A 23,520-nucleotide genomic window follows, 5' to 3' on the forward strand; every position below is an offset into this window, starting at 1 on the left:
TAGGCACGGCGGATGCAGCCGAACGCGCGCCGCTCGAATGGCGTTTCGCGCGGCCATGCTTCGCGCAAACTGCCGACCAGCATTTCCGCGCTCTCGCGCAATTCGTCCAGCGCATGGGTGCGGGGTCCGTGCAGCGTGAGCGACCACAGTAGGCATTGATAGGAATGCTCGCACGCCTGATGCAGGAGCAGCGCAGCCATCGGCGCATTTCCCTGCCGTTCGTAGAAAGCCGCGCCGTTCAGGAAGTCCGTGGCCCGCGCGTCCCAATGGGCATATTCCGTCATGCCGAGGGCGCGACGATCCGGGCCGGGCAAGCTGCGCGGCGGTTGAAGGCGCAATCCCTCCGACTGATATAGAGCAATGCCCTGACAGACGATGCTGACGAAATGCGGTACGCCCTCGGCAAGAGCGGCGTTGATCCGCTCCAGACTTTCGACGTCGAGGCGCACCGGATGGGTGATGTCGCCAAGCTCCCACGCGCGGCGCAATCTGTCGCGCACCAGCCGCCAGTCGCGTTCGCTGCGCGCCAGCCGAGGATAGTTGACGATCGCAAGACAGCGGAACGCTTCTCCCGGCTCAACCTCGCCCCAATCCGTCCGGGCATGGGGGCCATGGAGGACCAGCGCGAGAATGCGGCCAGCCCGGAAATGTTCGGAGCATCGGCCCTTGGTCATTTCCTCGAACGCCGCGAACAGGATCGTAGCGACGCGAAGAAGCTCCGTCCGGATCGGTGCGGGAAGGTGAACGGCTTCGGTGCGCAGCATCATGACCGTGCCCCGTTTGATCGGCGCTGACATCCCTTCGGGCGGTGGTGCCAGGTCACGTCATGCACGCGATCCACCAAGGCGCGCACAAGGGGCTTGATCGTGGCGGGGACGAAACCGCCCGTGCAGGGCCGGTCTTCCTCCCACTCATCATAGTGATAGCCCCACTTCCAGTAAGGCGAGAGAACCACGGCTAGCCGCGCCATATCAGGGCAGTCATGACCAAGGCCGCAGGCATTGGCGTAGGCCAGCGCCTTGGCGATGTCCTGCTTGATGTGACTGGCGTTCCACCCATCGGCAAAACCCATGTCGAGCAGATAGGCACATAATGCTTGCTGGCAGACGAAGCCTGCGAAATGCAGGGCAGGGTTTGTGAAGCCGCTCTCGGGGAAGGCTACGATGTCCGTCAGCATCCAGCGCCGTTCGGCGTTGTGGTAGCGGAAGCGGCTGATGCAGCGCCCTTCCTTGCTCCGCGCCAACGTCGCGGGTTCATCCTCATAGTGCTGGTGAAGCGAAGCCAACGCCTTCGCCCAGGGCGAGGCGATGACCGGTGCAGCGACTGGCACGATCGTCAGTCTGCGTGGCAGGGCGCGGCGGGATGTGGAGACGGGCATAGACACCTTCCGTTCCGCATCCATCGCAGCGAGGCAGGATGTGACGGGCGGATACGGAACGGTCCCGACACTTCCGCATGATTCGCGATGCCTATCATTCATCAGGCCCCACCACAGGAAGCTGCTGAAGCATATACGCCATCGTTTACTCAATAAACGATGGCGTATATCGAAATAAACGGTAGCGTCAATTGGTTTGGCTTGGAGATTGTCACGGTGGCCGATAGCGACAGGGCGATGGGACGCCCGCCACTTGGAATGAAGCCGACGACGATCAGGCTATCAAGCGACACGATCGGCCGCATCGAGGCGCTTGTCGGCAACCGCAGGCTTGCCCTATTTATCCGTGAAGCGGTTGAGAACGAATTGCAGCGTCGCGAGAAACCGGAAGCGCGCAACGATTAGAACCGCCTCTGACAGAGCCCTTCCGCGACGCTTGTCGGCGCCTTGCCAATCCGACATGATTGTCGGACATTTCCTTCACTGCAGGAGCCACGTGGCGGCAGAATTCTTGACACTATCCCAGAATGCGTGGCTCGTGACTGGCATTGATGTGATCTCCGGCAGCTCGCTTCGCGCCCATTGTCGTCGCCCAATGCTTTTACTGATTGCTCAGAGGCGGTCATTCGTTCCAGTTGGAACGGCTCATCTAACGAAAAAAAGGTGTCGGTCGTCCCGCCTTACACAGGGCTCTCACGTCCAAGTCAGTCCCCACGTCAGGCACACCTATCTCCCACCTCCATGATGCCCTGCAAGCGGGAGCTTGAACAACCAAACCACAGATGATTCACTTATCAAACGTCCAAGGCTGTCCAGACAAACCGAGCCACTTCTATGATGGGCACGAGCGAAAGCAGATCAGCTTGGGAAAATCGCTTCGACTTGCAATCCATGTTGCGACACGTATGTGAGCGGCCCACCACGGTTATAAAGTCGCCCGGCGGATGGAAATGCGTGAGCTGATTATCGGTTAGGAGTGGGCGGCGTGGCCAAAAGATTTGTGTTCCGGCAAGTATGCAGTAGAGATTGGGGTGTATTCTTGAATGATGGCGAGATCAGGTCAAAGAATCATCACACGCCTCAGCTAATTCATCAGACATCACATGCTGGGATAGTCAATACACGCGGCACCAGTTTCATTAACCTGCCGCACGGCGGCGTAGTCAACGACTACGTACCTTTCTATTTCTCTCCTCGGACGGGGTTCGCATACACGATCAGTCAGGGCAATATCGACCTGCGATCGCCCACCGGTCAGGTGTTGGGCAAGGCGAGCGAGGACGAGCGCATTTTCTTCGTTTGCGACGTGGATCGCTTCCATGGCACGAACCTGAATTATTGTTTCAGCAACGTCGCTTTGAACACCGCAGCACCGATGCCGGTGATCGAGACGGACCTTAGAAAGCTCGCGACCCATATCGACTGGACTATGTTCGATGACCCTCCAATTACCGCCCATATTCCAGAGATCGGGTATGCCGGAGTCGGTAAGTGGTTTCACAGCCCCGCTTCACCGCAAAAATATCAGAACCGATCGCGTCAGAGGATGGCTGAGTTTCTCGTTAAGGACGCAGTTCCATTGGATATGGTAACCTGCGTCATTGCCAAAACTCTTGCGATGCAGCAGCATCTGCAAGCGCAAATGGCTTCTTCGAACTGGAATATTCCTATCTTGGTCAAACCTGGGTGTTATTTTTCATGACCCTGACATTTAAAAGCGGCGACATGTTCTCCGAGCCGGTAGATGCAATAGTTAACACGGTAAATTGCGTCGGCGTGATGGGGAAGGGTGTGGCGCTGGAATTTAAGCACCGCTGGCCTGAAAACTATAAAGTTTACAAGGCCGCTTGTGCTGCAAAAACCCTCAAACCAGGGCGAATTCTCATTCACGAGAACCGTCGCCTCTTTGGCGATGACGGTCCCCGTTTCCTCGTCAATTTTCCAACCAAGGCTCATTGGCGCTCGCCTTCTAAGCTCTCATACATTGAGGAGGGCCTAGATGCGCTGGTGGACGAGATTCGACATTATGGGATCACTTCGATCGCGCTGCCGCCTCTCGGGTGCGGGAATGGGGGGCTAGACTGGCGCGATGTTAGGCCGATGATCGCTGATAAACTGTCCACCTTGAAGGACGTCAAGATTGTCGTGTTTAGTCCCAAGGAGAGTGCTGACCAGCCCGAATTTGATGAACGAGCGTCGCTAGCGATGAATCGCGCGCGCGCCACTTTGCTCAAAGCCCTGTCGGAGCTTGAGGTTCATTTCGATGGATCGTTCGACCGATTATCGCTACAGAAAATCGTCTATTTTCTGCAGACTCTTGGCGTAGATTTTCGACTCAATTTTCAAAAGAACTTGTATGGACCATATTCTGACCCGCTAAAAAAGGCGTTCATGTCTTTAGAACGCCATGGCATGATCGCCGGATTTTTTACTGGTGATCGCCGTGCTCATGTGACCCCCGCAGGCTGCGCCGCTGCTGATGCACACTTGCAAGAGGTCGGCATTAGTGTCGACGACACGATCCTTAAGCTTGGCCATTTGGTGCAGGGTTACGAAGGTCCATACGGGATGGAACTGCTTTCGTCTGTGCACTGGCTAGCTGATAATGAAAAGCATTATCCAGTTGAGAAGGTGATTGAGGCCCTGCGGAATTGGAGCGATCACAAGAATAACTCGTTTGATGAAGCGTCGATCCGCGCTGCCTATGCGCGCCTGGTCGAAGACGGCCTGATTAATTGAACTTTGGCGGGTCGGAGGCAATCCGGCCCGCTTCTCTCGCTTGTCAGCCTAAGGTCTCCCGAAGGTCGCAGTTTCGGCGCAACTGCCTGCTTTGGAAATATTTCGCTCCTCCCCTCACCGATCTGACGGACAGCGATGACACAGCCTCCACTTTTTTCTTGCGATATAGCCGCGAGCCGAACTTCCGCGTCGAGCCCTACTCGGCCGCCCGTTGCGAGGCGAAGATCGGCAGCGGCCTAGACCCGCAGGGCAATTCCGTGGCGACATTACTCTTCCTGGCACGGTACGGTACGACTCCGTCTGTAGGATCTGCTCAAGTTCGTTGGAGTACAGGGCCTAACCTATGTCACGCTTTACGCCTTACCGATTGGATGAAAGGAGCAGGCTGGGACGACAAGCGCATTGCTCAAGAGGCGAGCTGGTTGAACGCGACTTTCAAGGACTTCAGCGCAACCGCGAACAACCCGACATATCTGGGCCATTCTGCCGGCACGGCGGCACCTCGATAGCGCCCAGTCGGCCGGTGCCGCTCGACGATACCATAGATCCAACGCGTAAGGCTGCGGTAGCGTTTCTGTTGGGACGAGCCAGGACTATCCGCTATCCCAGCGCGACCGGCAAAGCCGGCGCAAATGTCGTGCTCTTCGCAACGCAGGAGGATTTTGTTGGGGTCGGCGAGGAGGATCCGCACTTCACCTTCGGGCGGGGAAAACCTTGGCTCAAACTAACTGCTGTCTCGCACGTTTGAGCCGCTCCTCGGGCCATTCGTAACTCTCTACAGCAATGTCGCCCCGCCGCAGGCGGCGGATAGACCTCCATTCCCCGAGGGTAGAGGCCTAATGGTAGAGAAAACCGGTCAGGCGCCAATCCATCGCCGCACCGCGCCAGGACTCTTGCGACGGCTTTCCGGATCAGGGGGCGGTAGATAGAATGATCATAACGAGCGGATTGTTGACCTCCGATTCAAAAAATCCGGGGCCTCGGCGATCCCGGAATACATGTCAGATCTTGCTCGGCAGTGTCACCATGACATTGCGCGACTGCCCATACCCATTCGCTATGAATGAGGATTGCGCGACACTCGTGTTCCGTTTACGTTCTGATCGTGTAGGGCGATGTGTAACGGTTGGCAGCGTGCGCGCAAGTTGGTGGAGCACCAGCTAGGGTCGGAAACGCCGACAATGAACGGGAAGATGTATGCTCACGGAGATAAGCACGGCGCTCAGTAGCCTAAAGGCGACAAGCGATATTATCAAAGGACTGACCGCTACCGCCACCGAGACTAAGCTGAACGAGGTCCGGATAACTCTTCAAGGCAATCTGCTTGAGGCTCAGCAAGCATTGATCGATGTCCAAGCCTCCGGGGCTGCCACTGCCGCGCGCATCAGACAACTCGAGCAGGAGCTGACTGACCTGCAGGATTGGAGCGTCGAGAAAGCGCGGTACGAGTTGCGCGATGCTGGCCGGGGCGCGTTCGTCTATATGCCAAATGCGGAAGTAGGCAACGACGAGCCGCCACACTGGCTATGCCCCAACTGTTTCGGACTCCGGCGAAAGTCATTTATGCAGTTCAAGGGGCAAGACAAGCGGCCAGGCGGCGGCAACGGTGACACTTCCAACTACGCCTGCGATACCTGTCGCAGTTCGATCAAAGTGACCTACACCGTCAAGCCGACTAACATGCCCATGCGGAGTGCAAGCTGATCTCATGACGAAGCAAGAGCAGTTTCTGTGGATCGTGCAGACTTGCCTGTTGGCGAATGCAACCAACGTAAGCATCGGAAGTCATGCGGATCGTTTCCGTCACGATATCTCAGCAACCGGTATGTTCGGCAACATCGATGAGGCGGTGCGCGCCAGCGAATTCATTCCGCATGATATGGACGCGAGCAGCGTCGCGCATGAGTTTGTGTTCTTCATCTGCTCGAATCGCAGGGAGGGGGATGACGCGGGCAGCCCCGCACGCTGCGCGGACTGGATGATCAGAACTTAGGGCCTGTCGATCGACGGCTCATCTGAGCCACGCTGGGACCGACAAGCAAACAGATCAGTGTAGAAGCACACTACTTGCACGCGGGAATTAGATCAGTTCACGCCGCTCGGGTAAGGGCTAAACGGAGAAGGCAACTTGGACGCGATACATAATCCTGATCGTTTCATGGCCGACTTACGACAGGTGCTCTCACAGGGACGTAAGCGTGTAGGAATACTCATCGGCGCGGGCGCCCCGCTCTCTGTCCGCGTCAATGCAGCAGGTGACCTCGATCCCGATGGCAGGGTACTCATTCCTGGGGTTGAACAGCTGACCGATCGCGCTATCGGCAAGCTGTCCGGTCAATACGCGGTCGCTGCGGCGGCGATCCGGGCGGACTTGCCAGGGGGCGGCAATATCGAGACGATTCTCTCGCGCGTGCGGCTACTCCAGAGCGCGATCGGTGACATATCGGTGCATGGGTTGACGGCGAGCGGATATGAAGAGCTAGGACGAACGATCTGCGGCGCGATCGGCGAGATTGTAGGCGCCAAGCTTCCGAAGGGACGCACGCCTTACCACGAGCTGGTCGCTTGGATCAGCGGCACGCAGCGGCCGCACGCGGTCGAGGTATTTACGACAAACTACGACCTTCTATTCGAGGAGGCATTCGAGCTAGCTAAGGCACCGTATTTCGACGGTTTCACCGGCGGGCACGCACCGTTCTTTGATCCAGTGACGGTGGCGGGGGACGACCTGCCGGCACGCTGGTCGCGGCTTTGGAAGCTGCACGGCTCGCTCGGTTGGCGGGTCAAAAATGGCGTTGTCGTCCGCTCAGGCGGTAATGAGTGCAGCGAACTCGTGTATCCCGATCATCTGAAATATGACTTAACCCAAAAGCAGCCCTACTCTGCTCTTTTCGAGCGGCTGAAGAGGTTTCTGCTTACCCCGGATACGCTTCTTCTTACGATAGGCTTTTCCTTCCGCGACGCGCATATCAACGCGGTACTGGACGAAGCGCTAGCCATGAACGCGAACGCAGCCCTAATCGCGTTCCAGTTTCAGTCTCTCGCGGCAGAAGAGCCTGCGTGCAAATTGGCTTACGAGCACCCCAACGTATCGGTGTACGCGTCGGATGCTGCGGTGATCGGAGGAGTGGCGGGACGCTGGCAGCCAGGCGACCCGCCGAAGAATTGGACCGAAATTCGAGCAAGTTTCTGGAGTACGCGCTGGGGAAGCACGGATCCCGCGTTTCTCCTAGGCGACTTCGCGGCCTTCTCCCGCTTCTGTGCGCTGTCCTACTCATCCGACTTGATCCATGTCGTCGAACCCGCCCCCCTCGCGTTAGGCGGGCTGTCCGTCGATCTGGCTTCGACTGCCGCAGTTACTGCGGCATGAGCGGCAACGATCCGACCTATTTGGGTCGAGTGAGTGCCGTCTCCGGTTCCTCAATCACCGTCAAACTGTCGGAATCACTCGCCTCCGGATTGGCGATGATCGCCGGCCACACCTATCGCGTTGGTCAGGTCGGTAGCTTCGTCCGCATCCCACTCGGTTATCAGGACCTTTTTGGCGTGGTCGCGGAGGTCGGGGCTGCGGGCGTGTCGGGCGGACCAACTGGACCCGACGAGGATACGGGTCGATGGATGCGGGTTGAGCTAGCAGGCGAGGCCATCGGCGATCGGTTCGAGCGGGGGCTCAGCCAGCATCCCAATATTGGCGACACGGTCCATATTGTCACTGAGCGCGATCTTCGTCGTATTTATGGCGGCGCGGATGATGATCAGGTGGCCATCGGCAGCTTGTCTAGCTCGGAGAACATCGCGGTCAGGCTTGCGCTCGACGCGCTGGTGACACGTCATTCCGCCATCTTGGGGTCGACCGGCTCTGGCAAGTCGACGACGGTGTCGAGCCTGCTGCGATCGATCGTCGCACCGCCGGGCGTGCAGGGTTCGGGCGGTGCCCGAATTTTACTGCTCGATGTTCATGGCGAATACTCCGCTGCTTTGGGCGATGTCGCGCGCACGTTCAGCGCGACACCCCAGCCAGGCGAGCAACCTCTTTTTGTGCCGTACTGGGCGCTAGAAGCCGGGGAACTTCTCGAGTTTATCGCCGGCGGGCTAAGCGACACACACCTTGTCGCGTTCACCGACAAGATCCAAGAGCTAAAGGAAGCGCGCCTGCAAGCGGGGCAACTCCCTGGGCTCGACCTTCAGTCGCTGACGGTGGACAGCCCGGTGCCGTTCTCCTTGAAACAGCTCTGGTACGACCTACTCAACTTTGAGGTAACCACGTTTGCAGGGCCTCAGCGGGACCAACCCTGCCTCGAAGTGCCAGGCGACGCTCAGACGCTAACCGCACCCCGGTACACCCCACACGCGCTCGGCTCGGCGGGACCGTTCATCAACCAGTCCGCCAAGGGTATTCGCCGCCAGCTCAACTTGATCAGGTCACGCCTGCTCGATCGACGGTACGATTTCATGTTGCATCCAGGCCCTTGGGAGCCCGATTTAGCTGGGACCACGCCTGAGGACTTAGACACGCTGCTCGAAGGCTGGCTTGGGCACGACCGCCCCATCACCATCCTAGACCTCTCCGGCGTACCCAGCTCGGTGTTGGTCAGGCTAATCGGGTCCATCTTAAGGATTGTGTACGAGGCGCTCTACTGGAGCCGCGAGAAGACTGAAGGTGGGGTGCTCCGCCCTCTCCTGGTCGTAATGGAAGAAGCGCACCGATACGTCAGTCCCGAAAGCGGCAATGTCGCCGCTGACGTGGTGAAGCGCATTGCCAAGGAGGGACGCAAATATGGTGTTGGCGCCATGCTTGTGTCGCAGCGACCTTCCGAGATAGATGAGACGGTGCTGTCACAGTGCGGCACCCTAGTTGCTCTTAGATTGACGAACCCGACCGATCGAGGGCGCGTGAAGGGAGCGTTGCCGGACAACTTGTCGGGACTTATGGATCTCCTTCCGGTACTGCGTACCGGGGAAGCGATCATCGCGGGCGAAGCGGCGAGACTGCCGGTGCGATGTCGCATCACGCTCCCTGCGGCTGACCGTCGTCCGAAGAGCTGTGACCCGGAGGTTAGCGCTGCGTGGCGCACACGGCGTGTGGCTGAGGGTTATGATCGCGTCGTGGCATCTTGGCGAGCCCAGCGCACGACCGCAGTCGTGGCCGAGCAGACTATAGACCGCCAGCCGATACCAGAAGAGGAAGCATAATGGATCGTCAGCTAGTTGCATCATCGAACGTTGCCTCAATCGGGTATGACGAGGCCAGCGCTACGCTGGAGGTCCAGTTCCTGAACGGTGCAGTATATCAGTATTTCAACGTCGGAAGCGACCTGCATACGCAGCTTATGGCCGCGCCTTCCAAAGGGCAATTCCTTCACGCCTATATTAGGAATGCCTACCCATACTCGCGCATAGGGTGATTGGCTCCATCCGGCTCTCGAGTTCAAGCTTTCTTAAATTATTAGATTGCTTGGAGCGATCCAGCTCATCTGCTTTACTGCCTGTTGTGCTGATCGGTGCCAAATGAACAAGACTCGGCTTTGTGGCGGCTGGATGACCCGCAACGCGCGCCACGAATTGCTGGCAATCCGTATGCCAGGAGCGTTCGCTTTCTTGCGCCATGCACTCGCAACCGGACCGAGCCAAATGTCCCAATTCCGCGTTCGGCGCTTGGCGAATCACAACCGTTTCTTGTCGTTTAGTCCCGCGCTTAATCGGCGCCTGCTTGTCAGTTCGCGTGAACAGCAATTATCTTCCGGCTGAACCTCGGCGGATGCGAATCGCAGCCATCCCAGTCCATGGCAATCCAATTGCAGCCACAAGATTCCCGGGATTACGCGGGGGGTCTTTTCTGGAGAATGTTTCGCATCACTTTGATTTGAAATGAAAAAATCGACAGTTTTGTATTCCCGCTACCTCATGAAGCGCTGTGGCCGAAACGAGGCCTTATAATTTTGCCTCCTCTGCGCAATTGGTCGATGTGATCCGACCAGTGCTGCATCATCCTCGCTCGCTCCGCCCAATACTGCCCACGGGCATATGCTCGCCGGATTGAGTTGCCGTCTGCATGAGCCAACTGGCGCTCGATCGCATCTGGATTCCAAGTCCCCATTTCGTTGAGCAGGGTTGCCGCCAAGGCTCGAAATCCGTGGGCAGTCATCTGATCCTTTGCATACCCGAGCCTACGGAGCGCAGCATTGAGGGTATTGTCGGACATCGGCCGAGACAGGGACCTCAATGACGGGAAAAGGAATGGACTGTAATTTGCGTCATGTTCGATTTCGCTAAGAATCTCGATCGCTTGAGTGGTCAAGGGTACGGAATGCGCGACGCCCATCTTCATCTTGTGGCCTGGAATAGTCCATACCTTCTTCTCCAGATCGAATTCCTTCCATTCGGCCCAGCGAAGCTCTCCCGGGCGGACGAAGACGTGCGCGATCAACCGGAGCGCCGTTCGGGTGAGAGGCATTCCATCATAATCGTCGATGGCGCGGAGCAAGGCGCCTGCTTCATCCGAGGTGGTGATGGCCGCCCGATGTTTTGTCTTTGGTGTGATGAGGGCCCCGCGCAAGTCCGCTGCGACATCTCGCCCCGCCCGGGCACTGACGATCGCGTAGCGAAACACCTGACTGCATGCTGTTCGGATACGGTTTGCTGTATCGTACCTTTTCGTCGCCTCAACTTTTTTGAGGGCGAGTAGCAGTTCCGGCGCTGATATCTCGCCTATCGGGCGTTTGCCGATCGATGGATAGATCTTGTTTAAGAGCCAGCGCGCCTTCTTGACGGTCATGGGGGCAGCGCCTTCGGTTTCGATCTTGGCGATCCACTCATCGGCGACGGATTGAAAGGTGTTAGCAGCGGCGAGCGATTTCTCGATCTTTTCCAGCCTGACCTGCTCAAGCGGATCGATGCCTTTTGCCAGCAGGCGGCGGGCGTCTAATAGCATGTCTCGTGCTTCGCTCAGCATGACTTCTGGCCAGCGTCCGAAGGACAGGGTACGCTGTTGGCCTCCGAAGCGGTAATTCATCCGCCAGTATCGGACGCCGCTTGGCTTGACCAGAAGGTAGAGCCCGTCTCGGTCGGACAGCTTGAAGGCCTTGTCCCTTGGCTTCGCGTTCTTTACCGCTGTGGCGCTGAGGCCTTTTGTTCCTGATGTCTCTGGCATTGATGGACCTCCGAGGATTGCCGGAGGGGAGTCCATCATCGGGACCATCAATGGCCGTGGATGCGGTTAAATCCGTCCGGATCGTGGCGGAGATTATATCAGTAAAAACGGCTGAAAACAGACATTCTCCGGACGTCTGTGGACGTCTCCGGAGAGAGAAATGGAGGCCCGAGCCGGAATCGAACCGGCGTGCAAGGATTTGCAGTCCTCTGCGTCACCACTCCGCCATCGGGCCATCCGTGTGGAGGAATGCGCGCCTAGCAACCGATCGCAGGGAGTGCAACGGGATTCGCGCAAGTGGCCGGATTTTGTTTGTGCCTCATCGCTCTCGATACCCGTTTCGTGCGCTTCTTCCCTTGCCGAAAGCGCGGACGGAGCGCTGTAATAGCCGTTTCCTTGCATGAAAGGGTTTTGGCATGATTCTTGGAGCAGTGCTTGCAGGTGGGCTGTCGAGCCGCTTCGGCAGCGACAAGGCGCTGGCCGAAATCCAAGGGCGCACGCTGATTTCGCTGGCGGTCGATACGCTGTCGGGCTGGTGCGAACATGTTGTCGTCACCGGGCGCGAGACCGCACCCGCCCCGACGCTCCCCGACTGGCCGCGCGCTGGGATGGGGCCGCTTGGCGGGCTGGCGGCTGCCTTGCATCATGCCCTGGACGAGGGTTACGAGGCTGTGCTGAGTTGCGGGGTCGATGCAGGGCCGCTACCGGATGATTTGCCCTTGCTGTTGGGGCGAGCGCCGGCCTGCCTTGCCACGCAGCCGGTCATCGGCTTGTGGCCTGCGTCGGCCGCCCCGCAACTCGAAGCCTTGCTGGAGAGCACGGAGCGTCATTCTATGCGCCGGTTCGCGGAAATGATCGGCGCGCGTCTCGTCGAGATCGATACGCCGATCGCCAATATCAATACGCCCGATGACCTCGCCCGGATCGCCGACAGCCCCTTGTCCTGAGCGAGGTTCGTGTTTCAGGCGACAGCCTGTTGCGGATGGGAATATGGTCCGCCGTTCGGGACGAACGTCGTCCGCGCCTCGTCCTCGGCAGTTGATCTCAGGCAATAGCCGCCTGCCGAGGCTGTGGCGATGATGCCCGCCATGCCTACGAAGCCCAGCTTGCGGCGCAGGCGGGACATGTGAACGGCAATGCTGTTGGTTTCGGGTACAAAGCCCATCCGCCAGACGTCCTGAATCAGGTCCTGCTTGCTCACCGGCTCTCCGGGCGTGTCCGCCAAGCGCCAGATAAGTGCGAATTCGCGGGGGTTGAGGTTGAGGGACTTGCCCTGCCCATAAGCCTCGCGGGCCAGCAGATCGAGTTCCAGATCGCCGAGGCGACGGTGGCGGGGTAGCCAGCGTGTCAGTTCGGCCAACCTGCAGGCACGGGCCTCGAACTCGCTGGGATCGACAGTATCGGGCACGGCTTCGCCGAAGCCGGCTTGCAAAAGTTCAGCGCGCTCACTTGCGGATGCGGGGCCGATCACCAGCACGAAACGGCGTACGTCGTTGCGGACGGCCAGCAGCCTTTCCCATCCGGCAGGATCGAGATGACCTGCGTGCATGACCCCCATGCTGTCGCTGGAGGGCTCTCCACCAAAGTCGAGTGTCCAGCCGCAAACCCTGAGATCGAAGTCGATCGGGATTCTGTCAGTCCCGAGCCATCGAAAATGATACGGCGAATCTCGCCGTGAAAGAAGGTTAGCCATCTGCCCCCCAAATAGCTCAGTATTCCAATGCGAGGGGCGAGATGGCGTAATTTTACCCTCTGTTACAACACGTATATTATTACAGGACTACGCGTGCGTTAACTTCGATATTCCGCAGAAATCCTGAATTTTTGCCGTTACAGGCGCTCAGGATGAAGGGGTATTAACCCCCATCGAACTGAGGTAACGCTTCACGTTGCGCGCGGCTTGTCGAAGGCGTTGTTCGTTTTCCACCATGGCGATTCTGACAAAGCCTTCTCCGTCTTCACCGTAGCCGACGCCCGGAGCGACGGCGACTTCGGCGTGGGTCAGGAGCTGCTTCGAGAATTCCAGGCTGCCCATGTCCTTGAGGGCCGGTGGCAGGGGCGCCCAGGCGAACATCGAGGCCTTTGGTGCGGGAATGTCCCATCCGGCTCGGCCGAATGCCTCGACCATGACGTCGCGGCGCTTCTGGTAGAGGTCGCGGTTGCGCTGGACGATGTCCTGCGGGCCGTTCAGCGCGGCACAAGCAGCGGCCTGGATCGGCGTGAAGGCGCCGTAGTCGAGGTAGGACTTCACGCGGGTCAGCGCAGAGATCAGCTTCTGGTTGCCCACCGCAAAACCGATGCGCCAGCCTGCCATCGAGTAGGTCTTGCTCATCGAGGTGAATTCCACCGCGACGTCCTTGGCGCCCGGCACCTCGAGGATCGAGCGGGTCGGGTTGCCGTCGTAATAGAGTTCCGAATAGGCAAGGTCGGACAGAATCCAGACCTTGTTCTCCTTGGCCCAGGCGACGAGGCGCTCGTAGAACGCGAGGTCCACGGTTTCGGCTGTCGGGTTCGACGGGTAGTTGACGATCAGGATCGAGGGCCGCGGCACCGTGAAAGCCATCGCGCGGTCGAGCGAGCGCCAGTAGTTCTCGTCAGGCGTGGTCGGAACCGAGCGGATTGTGGCGCCGGCGATGATGAAGCCGAACGTATGGATCGGGTAGCTCGGGTTGGGCGCCAGCACCACGTCGCCGGGCGTCGTGATCGCGGTGGCCAGGCTGGCCAGGCCTTCCTTCGAGCCCATGGTCACGACGACCTCGCGCTCGGGGTCCAGTTCCACGTTGAAACGGTTGGCGTAGTAGTTCGCCTGGGCGCGGCGCAGGCCGGGGATGCCCTTGGACTGCGAATAGCCGTGAGCATCGGGCTTCTGCGCCACCTCGCACAGCTTGTCGAGCACGTGCTGGGGCGGGGGCAGGTCGGGGTTGCCCATGCCGAGGTCGATGATGTCCTTACCGGCCTGGCGGGCTGCGTGCCTCATCGCGTTCACTTCGGCGATGACATAGGGCGGCAGTCGCTTGATGCGGTAGAACTCGTCTTCCATGACCTCTGGTATCCAGTAGCTTTGGCGGCAGGATCGCCGCTCGGTCCCTGTAGGGGATTCGGGCTTCCGCGCAAATGGGGACTGGCGAAAGATAATTGCAGGAAATGTCACGCTGAAGCGTGCGAAGGGGGCTCGACAGGAGTCCGCAGGGTTGCCAACCTGCGTGCGAATCTCAAGGAGAGCGATTGCCGATGGCTACCGACGCCGACCTCATCAGCGACGTCATGAAGTCCCAGGTTCAGAGCCTGACGACTCTGTTTGGCCAGATGGTCCCGGCGGAGGGCACTCCTGAAGCCGAAGCGACGGTGCAATGGGCCGAGGTGGCCGGCCGGCTGCATTCGATATGGACTGAGTTTCAGGTCGAGCAGCTGAACAAGGCATCGGCAGACAAGCCTCCGCACTACGCAGACCCTATGAAATGGATCGCCACGGCTGAGGGCGTCTTTCGCCAGCTTCCGCTCGCCAATCCCGAGATGCAGCAGAAGCTGTGGAACGAGGGGCTGGCGTTGGTGAATGCCGTGTTCGGGCAATATGGCATCGGACCGCGCGGCGAGGAAATCCGGGAACAGCCGGAGTTGCCGCGCCGCGACCATCGTTTCTCCGATCCGGAGTGGCGCCGCCAGCCGTTCTTCGCGATGCTGCATCAGCTTTATCTGCTCATGAGCGAGCAGGTCACCGGCCTCGCGGAATCGATCGAGGGGCTGGAGCCTGCGCGCAAGGCGCAATTGCTGTTCGCCACCCGGACCGTAGTGGATGCCCTGAGCCCCGCCAACTTTCCGCTGACAAACCCGGTCGCTCTCGCGAAAGCGTCGGAGACGCGCGGCGAAAGCCTGGTGCGCGGGTTCGAGAACCTGCTCGACGACATGCGCAAGGGGCAACTGACGCATACCCGGCCCGGCGCCTTCGTGCTGGGCGAGAACATCGCTGTGACCCCTGGCAAGGTGGTCTTCGAAACCCCGCTCTACCAGCTCATCCAGTACACTCCGACCACCGACAAGGTCCTGAAGACTCCCTTGGTGATCTTCCCGCCATGGATCAATCGCTTCTACATCCTCGATCTCAATGCGCGTAAGAGCTTCGTGCGCTGGGCAGTCGAGCAGGGCGTGACAGTGTTCATGGTCTCCTGGAAGTCGGCCGACGCCTCGATGGCCGATCTTCTGTGGGATGATTACATCGCAGCGCAGATCGAGGCCGTGGACTTTGCGCGCAACCGTCTTGGTGTGCCTTCGGCGCACACGATCGGCTATTGCGTCGCCGGCACGACGCTGGCGGCCACGCTCGCCGTGCTGGCGCGCAAGGGTGAGGCGGACAAGATCGCCAGCGCGACCTTCTTCACCGCGCAGGTCGATTTCGAGGATGCGGGTGACCTCAAGAACTTCATCGACGACCAACAGATCGAGACCGTCGGCCGTCTGTCTCCCGAAGGCTACCTCGACGGGCGCTATCTTGCCGCGACATTCAATATCCTGCGCGGTAACGACCTCATCTGGAATTACGTCGAGCGCAATTACCTCAAGGGAGAGGACTACCCAGCGTTCGATCTGTTGCACTGGAACGGCGATGTCACCAACCTTCCGGCGCTCTGGCATCGCAACTACTTGCGCGACCTCTATCGTGACAACCGGCTGGCGGTGGCGGATTCACTATCGGCCTGCGGCGTGCCGATCGACCTCCATCGCATTGCCACGCCCTGCTACATCCAGGCCGGGCGAGAGGATCATATTGCCCCGCCGACGAGCGTATGGAAGCTGACGCGCTATCTGGCCGGGAACTGGGCGTTCCTTCTTGCGGGTTCCGGTCACATCGCGGGGGTCGTCAATCCGCCCTCGACGGGCAAGTACCAATACTGGACCAACGATGGGTCACCAGAATCGCTGGCCGATTTCGTCGAGGGCGCGACTGAGCATCCCGGGTCATGGTGGCCGCACTGGGCCGAGTGGCTGCGCAATCTTGATCCGGCGGAAGTTCCGGCACGGGGCAGGCGCAAGCCTGGCGGACGCGGTGACAAGGTCGTCGAGGACGCTCCGGGACGCTACGTCTCCACGCGCTAAACAAGGTCCATTCCGGCTGTTTAATCACGTGACCTGCGACTGCGGTCGTGCTGACACACGGCTGTAATCTGCGACAGACACTCTGCGTGGACCTGAAAAGCAAGGCGAATTTGTGCGGTGCAGCATAAATTGTGCATCGCAACATAGAAGTGTTGACTTCGCGTCTGCAAAAACCTATTTTGCAACGCAGCAAAGGTTGATGCGACTCGTGTTTCGTATGAACTGCCCGGGGTGACGCCCGGCTCCTACTCGAAGTTTTCAAATAAGGCTGGATGCACAGATGGCCGACAATGAAGACCCGAAGAGCAATATCGCTCCGGTAACGACACCCAAGCCCGTGGAAGCCAAGCCGGCTGCCCAGGTCAAGGCGCCGGAAGCTGCGGTGCCGGAAAAGCCGAAGGCGGAAGTTTCAAGGCCTGTAGTAGCCGCTGTCGTGCCGAAGGTGGCAAAGCCTGAGGTGCCTGCACCGGTCAAGGTGGAAGCGCCCGCGAAAGTTGAGGTTCCCAAGCCGGTTGCGGCAAAGGTGGCTTCGGCTCCCGCTAAGGTGCCGGTCGCCGAAGCGGCTCCGATCAAGGCTCCCGCTTCAAAGGCTCCGGCAGCGAAGGTTGCGGCGCCGAAGTCCAAGATCAAGGCCGCCCCGGTCGCACTCGCGAAGCCGAAGCCGGTCGTACCAGTTGTTCCGGCAAAAGTCGCTACGGCCAAGCCGGCCATCAAGGTTGCCAAGGACGTGAAGGAAACGGTTGCTGCCGTTCCGGTTCCGAAGGCGGCCACTCCAACGGCGGCACCAAAGACCGCACCGAAGCCCGTTTCGGGCAAGCCCGTCTTCGCAGGACTGTTCTCCAATTTCATGCTCGAGGAAACGACAATGGACATGAGCGCTAACTTCACCGGATTCCAGGACGCCATCACCGAAGCTCAGGCCAAGGCCAAGGCTGCTTTCGAGAAGAGCACCAGCGTGCTGGGCGAAGTCAGCGACTTCGCCAAGGGCAACGTCGAGGCCGCCGTCGAATCGGGCAAGATCTACGCCGAGGGCGTGCAGGCCATGGGTTCGGAACTCGTCTCGGAGAGCCGCGCCGCGTTCGAGAAGATGTCGGGTGACATCAAGGAACTCGCTGCCGCAAAGTCGCCGACCGACTTCTTCAAGCTGCAGAGCGATCTCGTTCGCAAGAACTTCGACACGGCTGTTGCCTACAGCTCGAAGAACAGCGAAGCGATGCTCAAGCTGATGAGCGACACGTTCGCACCGATCTCGGGCCGCGTGAGCATCGCCGTCGAGAAGGCGCGCTCGGCTGCTCCGTTCTGATCTAAGGCAGGTTCGACCGGTCGGATGACGCAGTTATCCGGCCGATTGAGCCGCTGAACCGAGAATATAGGCCGGGGCATCTTGTTATCGGAGGCCTCGGTACGATATTCTGGGCACCATGATTCCCCCGATCGCCGATTCTGACCTGTCGCCCTTTCCGTTCGCGCCGCTTCCGGTTGTGATGGCGGACGATGGCGACACCGATCACGGTACTGGCGACGACCATCAGGTCGGCATAGCCACCAAGACCCGTGCCAAGCCGAAGAAGCCGAGCCAGTTCAAGGTACTGATGCTCAATGACGACTACACCCCGATGGAATTCGTGGTGCTGGTCCTCAAGCGCTTCTTCCATATGGACCTCGAGCAGGCCACGCGCGTCATGCTGCATGTCCATCAGAAGGGCGTAGGCGTCTGTGGCATCTTCCCATACGAGATTGCCGAGACGAAGGTAAACCAGGTGATGGATTTTGCCCGTCAGAACCAGCACCCACTACAATGCACGCTGGAAAAGGCCTGAGCGCATTCTTTCTCCAGCCGGAAACCTTGCCGCTCCAGCGACGTTCAACGGCTCACCCGACACTTTCAGGAAGATGTCGGATCGCCAGCGACAAATCGCTTTGCCCTCCCGGCGTGAGCCGTTAAGGGCGGGGGAGAACGGTTGAGTGACGACGCCTAAGTGAAGTTCATCAGCGCCCTAGACCGCTACATCCTGCGCCTCGTGCTGATGCCGATGCTGGGCATATTCCTGCTCGCCGCATCGCTGCTCGTGCTCGACAAGATGCTCCGGCTTTTCGACTTCGTCGCGACCGAAGGCGGGCCGATCGGCGTCGTCTTCAAGATGCTGGCGAACATGCTGCCCGAATACGCCAGCCTTGCGATCCCGCTTGGGCTGATGCTCGGCATCCTGCTTGCCTTCCGCAAGCTGGCGACCAGCAGCGAACTCGATGTCATGCGCGCGGTGGGGCTCAGCTATACCCGCATGCTGCGCGTGCCCTACATGATCACGACCGCGCTGGTGATCGCCAATTTCGCGATCGTCGGCTATCTTCAGCCGCTGTCCCGCTATTACTACGAAGAGCTGAATTACGAGCTCAAGTCCGGCGCGCTCGGGGCCTCGATCAAGGTTGGCGAGTTTACCGCCCTCAAGGACCGCATCGCCCTGCGCATCGACGAAAGCCGTGACGATGGGCGCAAGCTCATGGGCATCTTCGCGCGCCTTTCGAACGACAAGGGCCAGGTGCTCTCGATCTCCGCGCGGGAGGGGCGTTTTCTTGCGCTCAAGGACAATCCCGACACGATCATCTTCCGACTCGAGCAGGGCCAGATCATTCAGGACGAGCCCGGGCAGCCGTCGCGCGTCCTGACCTTCACGCGCCACGACCTGCCGATCGAGCTTCCCGCAATCGAGAAGTTTCGCCAGCGCGGCGGGCAGGAGCGTGAATACCTTCTGCCCGAACTGCTGAAGCTCGGCTGGGACAAGAATGCGCCAAGCGACGAGCGCGTATCCAGTCAGGCGAATTTCAACTACCGCATGGTCGAAGTCGTGATGATGCTGCTGTTGCCGCTGCTTGGCGTTGCGTTGGCGATCCCGCCCAAGCGCTCCACGTCGGCGCTGGGCCTGTTCGTGTCGATCGTGATGGTGGTGGCCTACCACAAGGTCAATCAGTACGCGAACGACGTCGCCTCGCTGGGCAAGATGAACCCCATCATCGGGCTGTGGGGGCCGTTCTTCGGCTTTGCGGCGATCATCGTCTGGATGTACTGGCGTGTGGCCTACATACCGGGCGGTCAGGCGATCGGCTGGCTCGAGACCGCGTCCGACAAGGTGGTCAAGCGCCTGAAGTCGCTGCTGCGTCGTAACCGGCGCGGGCCTATCCTGCCGACGCCAGCGGACCAGAGTTGATCCATGAACCTCGAATTCTTCCCGTCGCGCACCCTGACACTCTATCTTGCACGGCTGTTCCTGACGCGCATCGTCGCCGTGCTTATCATGCTGGTGCTGGTGCTGCAGGTTCTCGATCTGCTGGGCGAGAGCGGCGATATCCTTGCCTACAAGGGCAACGGGCAGATGCAGTTGCTCTATTATGTCTCTCTGCGCGTGCCGCAACTGGTGGCGCGGTTCCTGCCCTATTCGGTGCTGCTCGCCACGATCATCACGCTGGCGACCCTGAACCAGAACAGCGAGGTCATCTCGATGAAGGCGGCGGGGCTGTCGGCGCATCAGGTGCTGGCGCCGCTGATTCTGACCGCGCTGGTGATCTCCGGCTTCAGCTTCGCTTTCAACGAGCGTGTCGTCACCCGCGCGGCGCGGACGCTCGATGCCTGGCAGGCGGTGGACTACGGGCCGATCCCGAAGAACGCGAGCCCCAAGGCGAACCTCTATCTTGCCGAAGGCAGCGACCTGCTGCTGGCGCAGTCGCTCTCCGGCGAGGGCAATGCCATGATGCTGCACGGCGTCACCTACTATCGCCGCGACGCCAACGACATGATCGTCGAGATGATGCGCGCCGACACTGCGACTTACGCGAATCCCGGCTGGAAGCTCGACAAGCCGACGAAGTTCCAGGTTTCCGATACGACGACGACAAAGCTGGTCGCGGCCACCGTTGCGCCGGGCATCACGCCGGCCAAGATCTTCATCTCCAAGGTCGATGCCGATGCGGAGGATATCTTCACGCTTACCGGCTCGATCCAGGCTGTGCGCGAGGCTGGGCAGCGGACCAGCGAGCTTGATGCGGCGTGGTGGCACAAGCTGTCGGGGCCGCTGTCCTCGGCGCTGATGCCGCTGCTCGGGGCGGTCGCGGCGTTCGGTCTTGCCCGCTCCGGCGCACTGCTGATTCGCGCGGTGACCGGCATGGCGCTGGGATTTGCCTACTTCGTGTTCGACAACGCGGCATTGGCGATGGGCAATTTCGGCGGCTATCCGCCGCTGATTGCGGCCTGGGCGCCTTTCCTGCTGTTCGCGCTCATCGGCGAGACTGTGTTGATTCGTACCGAGGAATAAAGGGTTACCTGACCTTCATCGTGCTGCGCGCGAGCCTTCCGAGCAGCGGGGCAAGGCCGGGATAGCTGGCCTTGCCGTAAGTCGAACCCTCTTCCAGATGAGCGGTCAGGCGGCGGTGCGCCTCTGCCAGCGAGTGGTAGGGCATCGAAGGCAGCAGATGGTGCAGCGCATGATAGCGCAGACCCACCGGAGCCCACATCGCCGCGACGAAGCCGGGCGGCGGCACGTTCACCGAATCGAGATACTGCGCGGTGACGGTCATCGCTTCGCCGTCGTTCTCCCAAAGGTGGGCGACAAGGGTGCGGACCTGGTTGAGCAGCGCGGTGAACGAGACGACGCACAGTGCGATCAGAAGCGGCCTCCAGCCCCAGGCGAAGCTCGCGGCGACGAGGCCGATCGCCCAGACCGAGCAGGCCAACTCCTGCCAGAACACCATGCGCGCGAAATCGCCTTCAGGCTTGCGGCGCTTGTACTGCGGGTTGATGGCGAGCGCCGAGACACGTTCCCACACCAGCGTGCGCAGCGGCGGCACGATTGCGCCCAGCGGCACGAGCACCGCCGAGCGGATCAGCAGCGCGGGCGGCAGCAGGATCGCGGTGAGCGCGAAGACCGGCAGACTCCACGGCTTCATCAGCGCCAGCGGCAGGTATTCCGGGTCCTCGACCGTGCCGTAGCGGGTGCGGGCGTGGTGCTGGGTATGCACGCCCTCGTACATGAACGAGGGGATCAGCATTGGCACGCCGACCAGCAGGTTCCAGCCGAAGCGGAAGCCGGGCAGGGCGTCCTTGTGAATGTGCGTCAGTTCATGGATGAACAGCAGCGCGCGGTAGAGCGCCAGCGACGCGGCCACGCCCAGCAGCACCGCGACCACCGGATTGCCTGCCAGAATCGCCCCCGCCAACGCCGCATAGCCGATCGCGGCGCTGCCCAGCATGTCTGGCCAGTAGATGCCGGGCCGGGCGGCCGCGATGTCGCGCGTCAGTTCGACGGCGGCGCGCAGCATCGCCTTGTCGTCGGGCATCTGCGAGTGCCACGTCGATCCCTGCGCGGAATTACGCGCATCGGCGGGGGGCAGGTCGATCGCATTCTGGGCATTCATCGTGCAAGATTTCCAAAGTGTTTCCGGGCATAAGGCCGCCCGGTCCGCGCTCCACCGCAATTCGCCGTGCGGTCCGACTTGACAACCTGCCGCCATCGGCAGCACGTCGCGCTCATATTCCGTTACGCCAGAACAAAGGCAGCATCGTGGCCGAACTAGTCATCACTCCGATCTCCAGCAAGGCCGACATCGCCGCTTTTGTCGATCTCGCTTATCGACTCAATGCGTCAGATCAAAACTGGGTGCCGAATCTGCGCTCGGAGGAAATCTCCAAGTTCACCGCGGGCAAGAATCCGTTCTTCGAGCATGCCCGCGTTCAGCTGTTTCTGGCGAAGCGGGACGGCAAGATCGTCGGTCGCATATCGGCGCATATCGATGAACAGGCGCTGAAACAGCCGCTTGAGCAGGGGATGGGGCCGGGCACCGGCAACTGGGGCGCGATCGAGGCCGAGGACGCCGAAGTCGCCCACGCGCTCATCGCCCGGGCCGAGCAGTGGCTGCGCGAACAGGGTATGATCCGTGTGCTGGCGCCCATGAACCTGTCGGTCTGGGAAGAGCCCGGCATCCAGACGGTGGGCCACGATCATGCACCCATGGTGATGATGGCGCACCACAACGCCGCTTATCAGGGCTGGATCGAGAGCCAGGGCTACACCGTCGTCAAGACGCTGAAGACCTACGAACTCGACGTCACCAAGCAGTTCCCGCCGCTGATCCAGCGCATCGTCTCGTCCGGCGAGAAGAACGCCAAGATCAACGTGCGCGGCGTAGAGCTGAAGCATTTCGACCGCGAAGCCGCGATCATCTGCGAGATCCTGAACGATGCCTGGTCGGACAACTGGGGCTTCGTGCCCTTCACCGACAAGGAAATCGAGTATACCGGAAAGGCGCTGAAGCCGCTGGTGCATCCCGAACTGATCATGATCGCCGAGTACGAGGGCGAGCCGGTGGCGTTCATGATGACGCTGCCGGACCTCAACGGTATCCAGATGAAGGTCAACAAGCGCACCGGCAAGCCGTCCATCCTCGGCTTGCTCAAGCTGCTCCTTTGGTTGCGCAAGCCCCGGCCCGCCGACATGCGCGTGCCGCTGATGGGCGTGCGCAAGAAGCTGCAGTCCTCGCGGCTCGCCAGCCAGTTGGCCTTCATGATGATCGAGTACATCCGCCGCGCCGCCGTCGCCAAATTCGGGGCCAAGCGCGGTGAGATCGGCTGGGTTCTCGAGGACAACCAGGGCATGGTCGCCATCGCCGACGCCATCGACAGCACCGTCAACCGCGAATACGTGATCTACGACAAGGCGCTCTGAGCGCCGGAGGTTTACACGGTTTACACGGTCCAGGGGGATCTGCCAGGCCGCTGCTTGCGAGGGTGAGTGGCGGATTTCTGCGGATTCGATCGGGATCGGAATTTCGCAAGGTGACACATCGGCCCTGTAAGGTGACACCTTTCCGTTGGAGAGTGTCACTTTGCGCGCTGAAAGTGTCACCTTGCACGCATAAGGTGTCACCTTATGCGCCGAACTTGTCACCTTGCAGGCGCGATGTGTCACCTTGTGTGTGAAAAGTGTAACCTTGCGCGATGGACCGGCTGCACATTGTACGGGGAGAAGGCCGGGCAGGGGTTGCATCAGGCGAGAATACCGCCGTGCTGACGCTGTAGGAAAACGGTTTCCAGCTTCACCTTGAATCGTCATTGCGAGCGCAGCGAAGCAATCCAGGGCCGTGCAAACCGCCCTGGATTGCTTCGCTGCGCTCG

22 protein-coding genes and 1 tRNA gene are annotated in these 23,520 nt (G+C 60.2%); 15 read left to right on the forward strand and 8 right to left on the reverse strand.

What is annotated here, in order from left to right:
- Window positions 1-767: HEPN domain-containing protein (locus ACYPYD_RS00285; RefSeq protein WP_459661647.1), on the reverse strand; the 767-nt coding region annotated here is incomplete at its 3' end.
- Entirely contained in the window at window positions 764-1,378 is a 615-nt protein-coding gene (locus ACYPYD_RS00290; RefSeq protein ID WP_459661648.1) for a hypothetical protein, read from the reverse strand. The genes ACYPYD_RS00285 and ACYPYD_RS00290, both read right to left, overlap by 4 nt.
- A gap of 159 nt (window positions 1,379-1,537) precedes the next feature.
- Between ACYPYD_RS00290 and ACYPYD_RS00295 the strand changes: the two genes are divergently transcribed.
- The 8 genes from ACYPYD_RS00295 to ACYPYD_RS00330 all read left to right on the forward strand — a co-directional run bounded on the left by ACYPYD_RS00295 (window position 1,538) and on the right by ACYPYD_RS00330 (window position 9,522).
- Window positions 1,538-1,783: a hypothetical protein gene (locus tag ACYPYD_RS00295; protein ID WP_459661650.1), complete on the forward strand. Its 246-nt coding sequence runs from the start codon at window positions 1,538-1,540 to the stop codon at window positions 1,781-1,783.
- Window positions 1,784-2,363: 580 nt separating this feature from the next.
- Window positions 2,364-3,080 carry a DarT ssDNA thymidine ADP-ribosyltransferase family protein gene (locus tag ACYPYD_RS00300; RefSeq protein WP_459661652.1) on the forward strand — a complete coding sequence of 239 codons (717 nt, stop codon included), beginning with the start codon at window positions 2,364-2,366 and terminating at the stop codon, window positions 3,078-3,080.
- Window positions 3,077-4,117: a type II toxin-antitoxin system antitoxin DNA ADP-ribosyl glycohydrolase DarG gene (gene darG / locus ACYPYD_RS00305; RefSeq protein WP_459661654.1), complete on the forward strand. Its 1,041-nt coding sequence runs from the start codon at window positions 3,077-3,079 to the stop codon at window positions 4,115-4,117. The genes ACYPYD_RS00300 and darG overlap by 4 nt, the downstream gene beginning before the upstream one ends.
- Window positions 4,118-5,314: 1,197 nt before the next feature.
- Window positions 5,315-5,821: a hypothetical protein gene (locus ACYPYD_RS00310; protein WP_459661656.1), complete on the forward strand. Its 507-nt coding sequence runs from the start codon at window positions 5,315-5,317 to the stop codon at window positions 5,819-5,821.
- A 4-nt stretch (window positions 5,822-5,825) separates the two neighbouring features.
- The gene (locus tag ACYPYD_RS00315) at window positions 5,826-6,110 is read left to right on the forward strand and encodes a hypothetical protein (RefSeq protein WP_459661658.1); all 285 of its coding nucleotides are present in this window, start codon (window positions 5,826-5,828) and stop codon (window positions 6,108-6,110) included.
- Between the two features lie 135 nt (window positions 6,111-6,245).
- Complete coding sequence (locus ACYPYD_RS00320; protein ID WP_459661660.1) at window positions 6,246-7,487, forward strand: SIR2 family protein; 1,242 nt, start codon at window positions 6,246-6,248, stop codon at window positions 7,485-7,487.
- The gene (locus ACYPYD_RS00325; protein ID WP_459661662.1) at window positions 7,484-9,310 is read left to right on the forward strand and encodes an ATP-binding protein; all 1,827 of its coding nucleotides are present in this window, start codon (window positions 7,484-7,486) and stop codon (window positions 9,308-9,310) included. Before ACYPYD_RS00320 ends, ACYPYD_RS00325 begins: the two co-directional genes overlap by 4 nt.
- The gene (locus ACYPYD_RS00330; RefSeq protein WP_459661664.1) at window positions 9,310-9,522 is read left to right on the forward strand and encodes a KTSC domain-containing protein; all 213 of its coding nucleotides are present in this window, start codon (window positions 9,310-9,312) and stop codon (window positions 9,520-9,522) included. The genes ACYPYD_RS00325 and ACYPYD_RS00330 overlap by 1 nt, the downstream gene beginning before the upstream one ends.
- 497 nt (window positions 9,523-10,019) lie before the next feature.
- On the opposite strand, the gene ACYPYD_RS00335 is transcribed toward ACYPYD_RS00330, so the two are convergent.
- Window positions 10,020-11,267 (reverse strand): tyrosine-type recombinase/integrase, encoded by a 1,248-nt coding sequence (locus ACYPYD_RS00335; RefSeq protein ID WP_459661676.1) that lies wholly within the window; start codon window positions 11,265-11,267, stop codon window positions 10,020-10,022.
- 161 nt (window positions 11,268-11,428) lie between these two features.
- A tRNA-Cys gene (locus tag ACYPYD_RS00340) sits at window positions 11,429-11,502 on the reverse strand.
- Window positions 11,503-11,683: 181 nt separating this feature from the next.
- On the opposite strand from ACYPYD_RS00340, the gene mobA reads away from it, so the two are divergent.
- Window positions 11,684-12,214, forward strand: coding sequence for a molybdenum cofactor guanylyltransferase (gene mobA, locus ACYPYD_RS00345; RefSeq protein WP_459661665.1), 531 nt, complete (start codon window positions 11,684-11,686; stop codon window positions 12,212-12,214).
- A gap of 14 nt (window positions 12,215-12,228) precedes the next feature.
- Here mobA and ACYPYD_RS00350 read toward each other — a convergent pair whose 3' ends face one another.
- Entirely contained in the window at window positions 12,229-12,816 is a 588-nt protein-coding gene (locus tag ACYPYD_RS00350; RefSeq protein ID WP_008832769.1) for a winged helix-turn-helix domain-containing protein, read from the reverse strand.
- A 291-nt stretch (window positions 12,817-13,107) separates the two neighbouring features.
- Window positions 13,108-14,307: an LL-diaminopimelate aminotransferase gene (locus tag ACYPYD_RS00355; protein WP_008832768.1), complete on the reverse strand. Its 1,200-nt coding sequence runs from the start codon at window positions 14,305-14,307 to the stop codon at window positions 13,108-13,110.
- 191 nt (window positions 14,308-14,498) lie between these two features.
- On the opposite strand from ACYPYD_RS00355, the gene ACYPYD_RS00360 reads away from it, so the two are divergent.
- On the forward strand, window positions 14,499-16,358 hold the full coding sequence (locus ACYPYD_RS00360) for a PHA/PHB synthase family protein (protein WP_036526387.1): 1,860 nt from the start codon (window positions 14,499-14,501) through the stop codon (window positions 16,356-16,358).
- Window positions 16,359-16,616: 258 nt separating this feature from the next.
- Here the strand turns inward: ACYPYD_RS00360 and ACYPYD_RS00365 are convergent, their stop codons facing one another.
- A complete protein-coding gene (locus ACYPYD_RS00365; RefSeq protein WP_459661667.1) occupies window positions 16,617-17,207 on the reverse strand; it encodes a hypothetical protein in 591 nt (196 codons plus the stop codon).
- Between the two features lie 16 nt (window positions 17,208-17,223).
- Between ACYPYD_RS00365 and ACYPYD_RS00370 the strand changes: the two genes are divergently transcribed.
- The 4 genes from ACYPYD_RS00370 to lptG all read left to right on the forward strand — a co-directional run bounded on the left by ACYPYD_RS00370 (window position 17,224) and on the right by lptG (window position 20,665).
- Window positions 17,224-17,661 carry a phasin family protein gene (locus ACYPYD_RS00370; protein WP_236727362.1) on the forward strand — a complete coding sequence of 146 codons (438 nt, stop codon included), beginning with the start codon at window positions 17,224-17,226 and terminating at the stop codon, window positions 17,659-17,661.
- A gap of 181 nt (window positions 17,662-17,842) precedes the next feature.
- Entirely contained in the window at window positions 17,843-18,178 is a 336-nt protein-coding gene (gene clpS / locus ACYPYD_RS00375) for an ATP-dependent Clp protease adapter ClpS (RefSeq protein ID WP_036526453.1), read from the forward strand.
- 159 nt (window positions 18,179-18,337) lie between these two features.
- Entirely contained in the window at window positions 18,338-19,564 is a 1,227-nt protein-coding gene (gene lptF / locus ACYPYD_RS00380; protein WP_459661669.1) for an LPS export ABC transporter permease LptF, read from the forward strand.
- A 3-nt stretch (window positions 19,565-19,567) separates the two neighbouring features.
- The gene (gene lptG / locus ACYPYD_RS00385; RefSeq protein ID WP_459661671.1) at window positions 19,568-20,665 is read left to right on the forward strand and encodes an LPS export ABC transporter permease LptG; all 1,098 of its coding nucleotides are present in this window, start codon (window positions 19,568-19,570) and stop codon (window positions 20,663-20,665) included.
- Window positions 20,666-20,669: 4 nt separating this feature from the next.
- On the opposite strand, the gene ACYPYD_RS00390 is transcribed toward lptG, so the two are convergent.
- Window positions 20,670-21,764: a fatty acid desaturase family protein gene (locus ACYPYD_RS00390; RefSeq protein WP_459661672.1), complete on the reverse strand. Its 1,095-nt coding sequence runs from the start codon at window positions 21,762-21,764 to the stop codon at window positions 20,670-20,672.
- 146 nt (window positions 21,765-21,910) lie between these two features.
- Between ACYPYD_RS00390 and ACYPYD_RS00395 the strand changes: the two genes are divergently transcribed.
- Window positions 21,911-23,071: a GNAT family protein gene (locus ACYPYD_RS00395; RefSeq protein ID WP_459661674.1), complete on the forward strand. Its 1,161-nt coding sequence runs from the start codon at window positions 21,911-21,913 to the stop codon at window positions 23,069-23,071.
- Window positions 23,072-23,520: the final 449 nt, after the last annotated feature.

It is taken from the genome of Novosphingobium sp. 11B (assembly GCF_054589055.1).

What these genes read in the sequence shown, in the direction of transcription:
- ACYPYD_RS00290 (WP_459661648.1), bottom strand. Translation starts at nt 1,378, where the DNA reads ATGCCCGTCTCCACATCCCGCCGCGCCCTGCCACGCAGACTGACGATC.
- ACYPYD_RS00295 (WP_459661650.1), top strand. Translation starts at nt 1,538, where the DNA reads ATGGCGTATATCGAAATAAACGGTAGCGTCAATTGGTTTGGCTTGGAG.
- darG (WP_459661654.1), top strand. Translation starts at nt 3,077, where the DNA reads ATGACCCTGACATTTAAAAGCGGCGACATGTTCTCCGAGCCGGTAGAT.
- ACYPYD_RS00310 (WP_459661656.1), top strand. Translation starts at nt 5,315, where the DNA reads ATGCTCACGGAGATAAGCACGGCGCTCAGTAGCCTAAAGGCGACAAGC.
- ACYPYD_RS00315 (WP_459661658.1), top strand. Translation starts at nt 5,826, where the DNA reads ATGACGAAGCAAGAGCAGTTTCTGTGGATCGTGCAGACTTGCCTGTTG.
- ACYPYD_RS00325 (WP_459661662.1), top strand. Translation starts at nt 7,484, where the DNA reads ATGAGCGGCAACGATCCGACCTATTTGGGTCGAGTGAGTGCCGTCTCC.
- ACYPYD_RS00330 (WP_459661664.1), top strand. Translation starts at nt 9,310, where the DNA reads ATGGATCGTCAGCTAGTTGCATCATCGAACGTTGCCTCAATCGGGTAT.
- ACYPYD_RS00335 (WP_459661676.1), bottom strand. Translation starts at nt 11,267, where the DNA reads ATGCCAGAGACATCAGGAACAAAAGGCCTCAGCGCCACAGCGGTAAAG.
- mobA (WP_459661665.1), top strand. Translation starts at nt 11,684, where the DNA reads ATGATTCTTGGAGCAGTGCTTGCAGGTGGGCTGTCGAGCCGCTTCGGC.
- ACYPYD_RS00350 (WP_008832769.1), bottom strand. Translation starts at nt 12,816, where the DNA reads ATGCACGCAGGTCATCTCGATCCTGCCGGATGGGAAAGGCTGCTGGCC.
- ACYPYD_RS00355 (WP_008832768.1), bottom strand. Translation starts at nt 14,307, where the DNA reads ATGGAAGACGAGTTCTACCGCATCAAGCGACTGCCGCCCTATGTCATC.
- ACYPYD_RS00360 (WP_036526387.1), top strand. Translation starts at nt 14,499, where the DNA reads ATGGCTACCGACGCCGACCTCATCAGCGACGTCATGAAGTCCCAGGTT.
- ACYPYD_RS00365 (WP_459661667.1), bottom strand. Translation starts at nt 17,207, where the DNA reads ATGAAATTGGAGAACAGTCCTGCGAAGACGGGCTTGCCCGAAACGGGC.
- ACYPYD_RS00370 (WP_236727362.1), top strand. Translation starts at nt 17,224, where the DNA reads ATGGACATGAGCGCTAACTTCACCGGATTCCAGGACGCCATCACCGAA.
- clpS (WP_036526453.1), top strand. Translation starts at nt 17,843, where the DNA reads ATGGCGGACGATGGCGACACCGATCACGGTACTGGCGACGACCATCAG.
- lptG (WP_459661671.1), top strand. Translation starts at nt 19,568, where the DNA reads ATGAACCTCGAATTCTTCCCGTCGCGCACCCTGACACTCTATCTTGCA.
- ACYPYD_RS00390 (WP_459661672.1), bottom strand. Translation starts at nt 21,764, where the DNA reads ATGAATGCCCAGAATGCGATCGACCTGCCCCCCGCCGATGCGCGTAAT.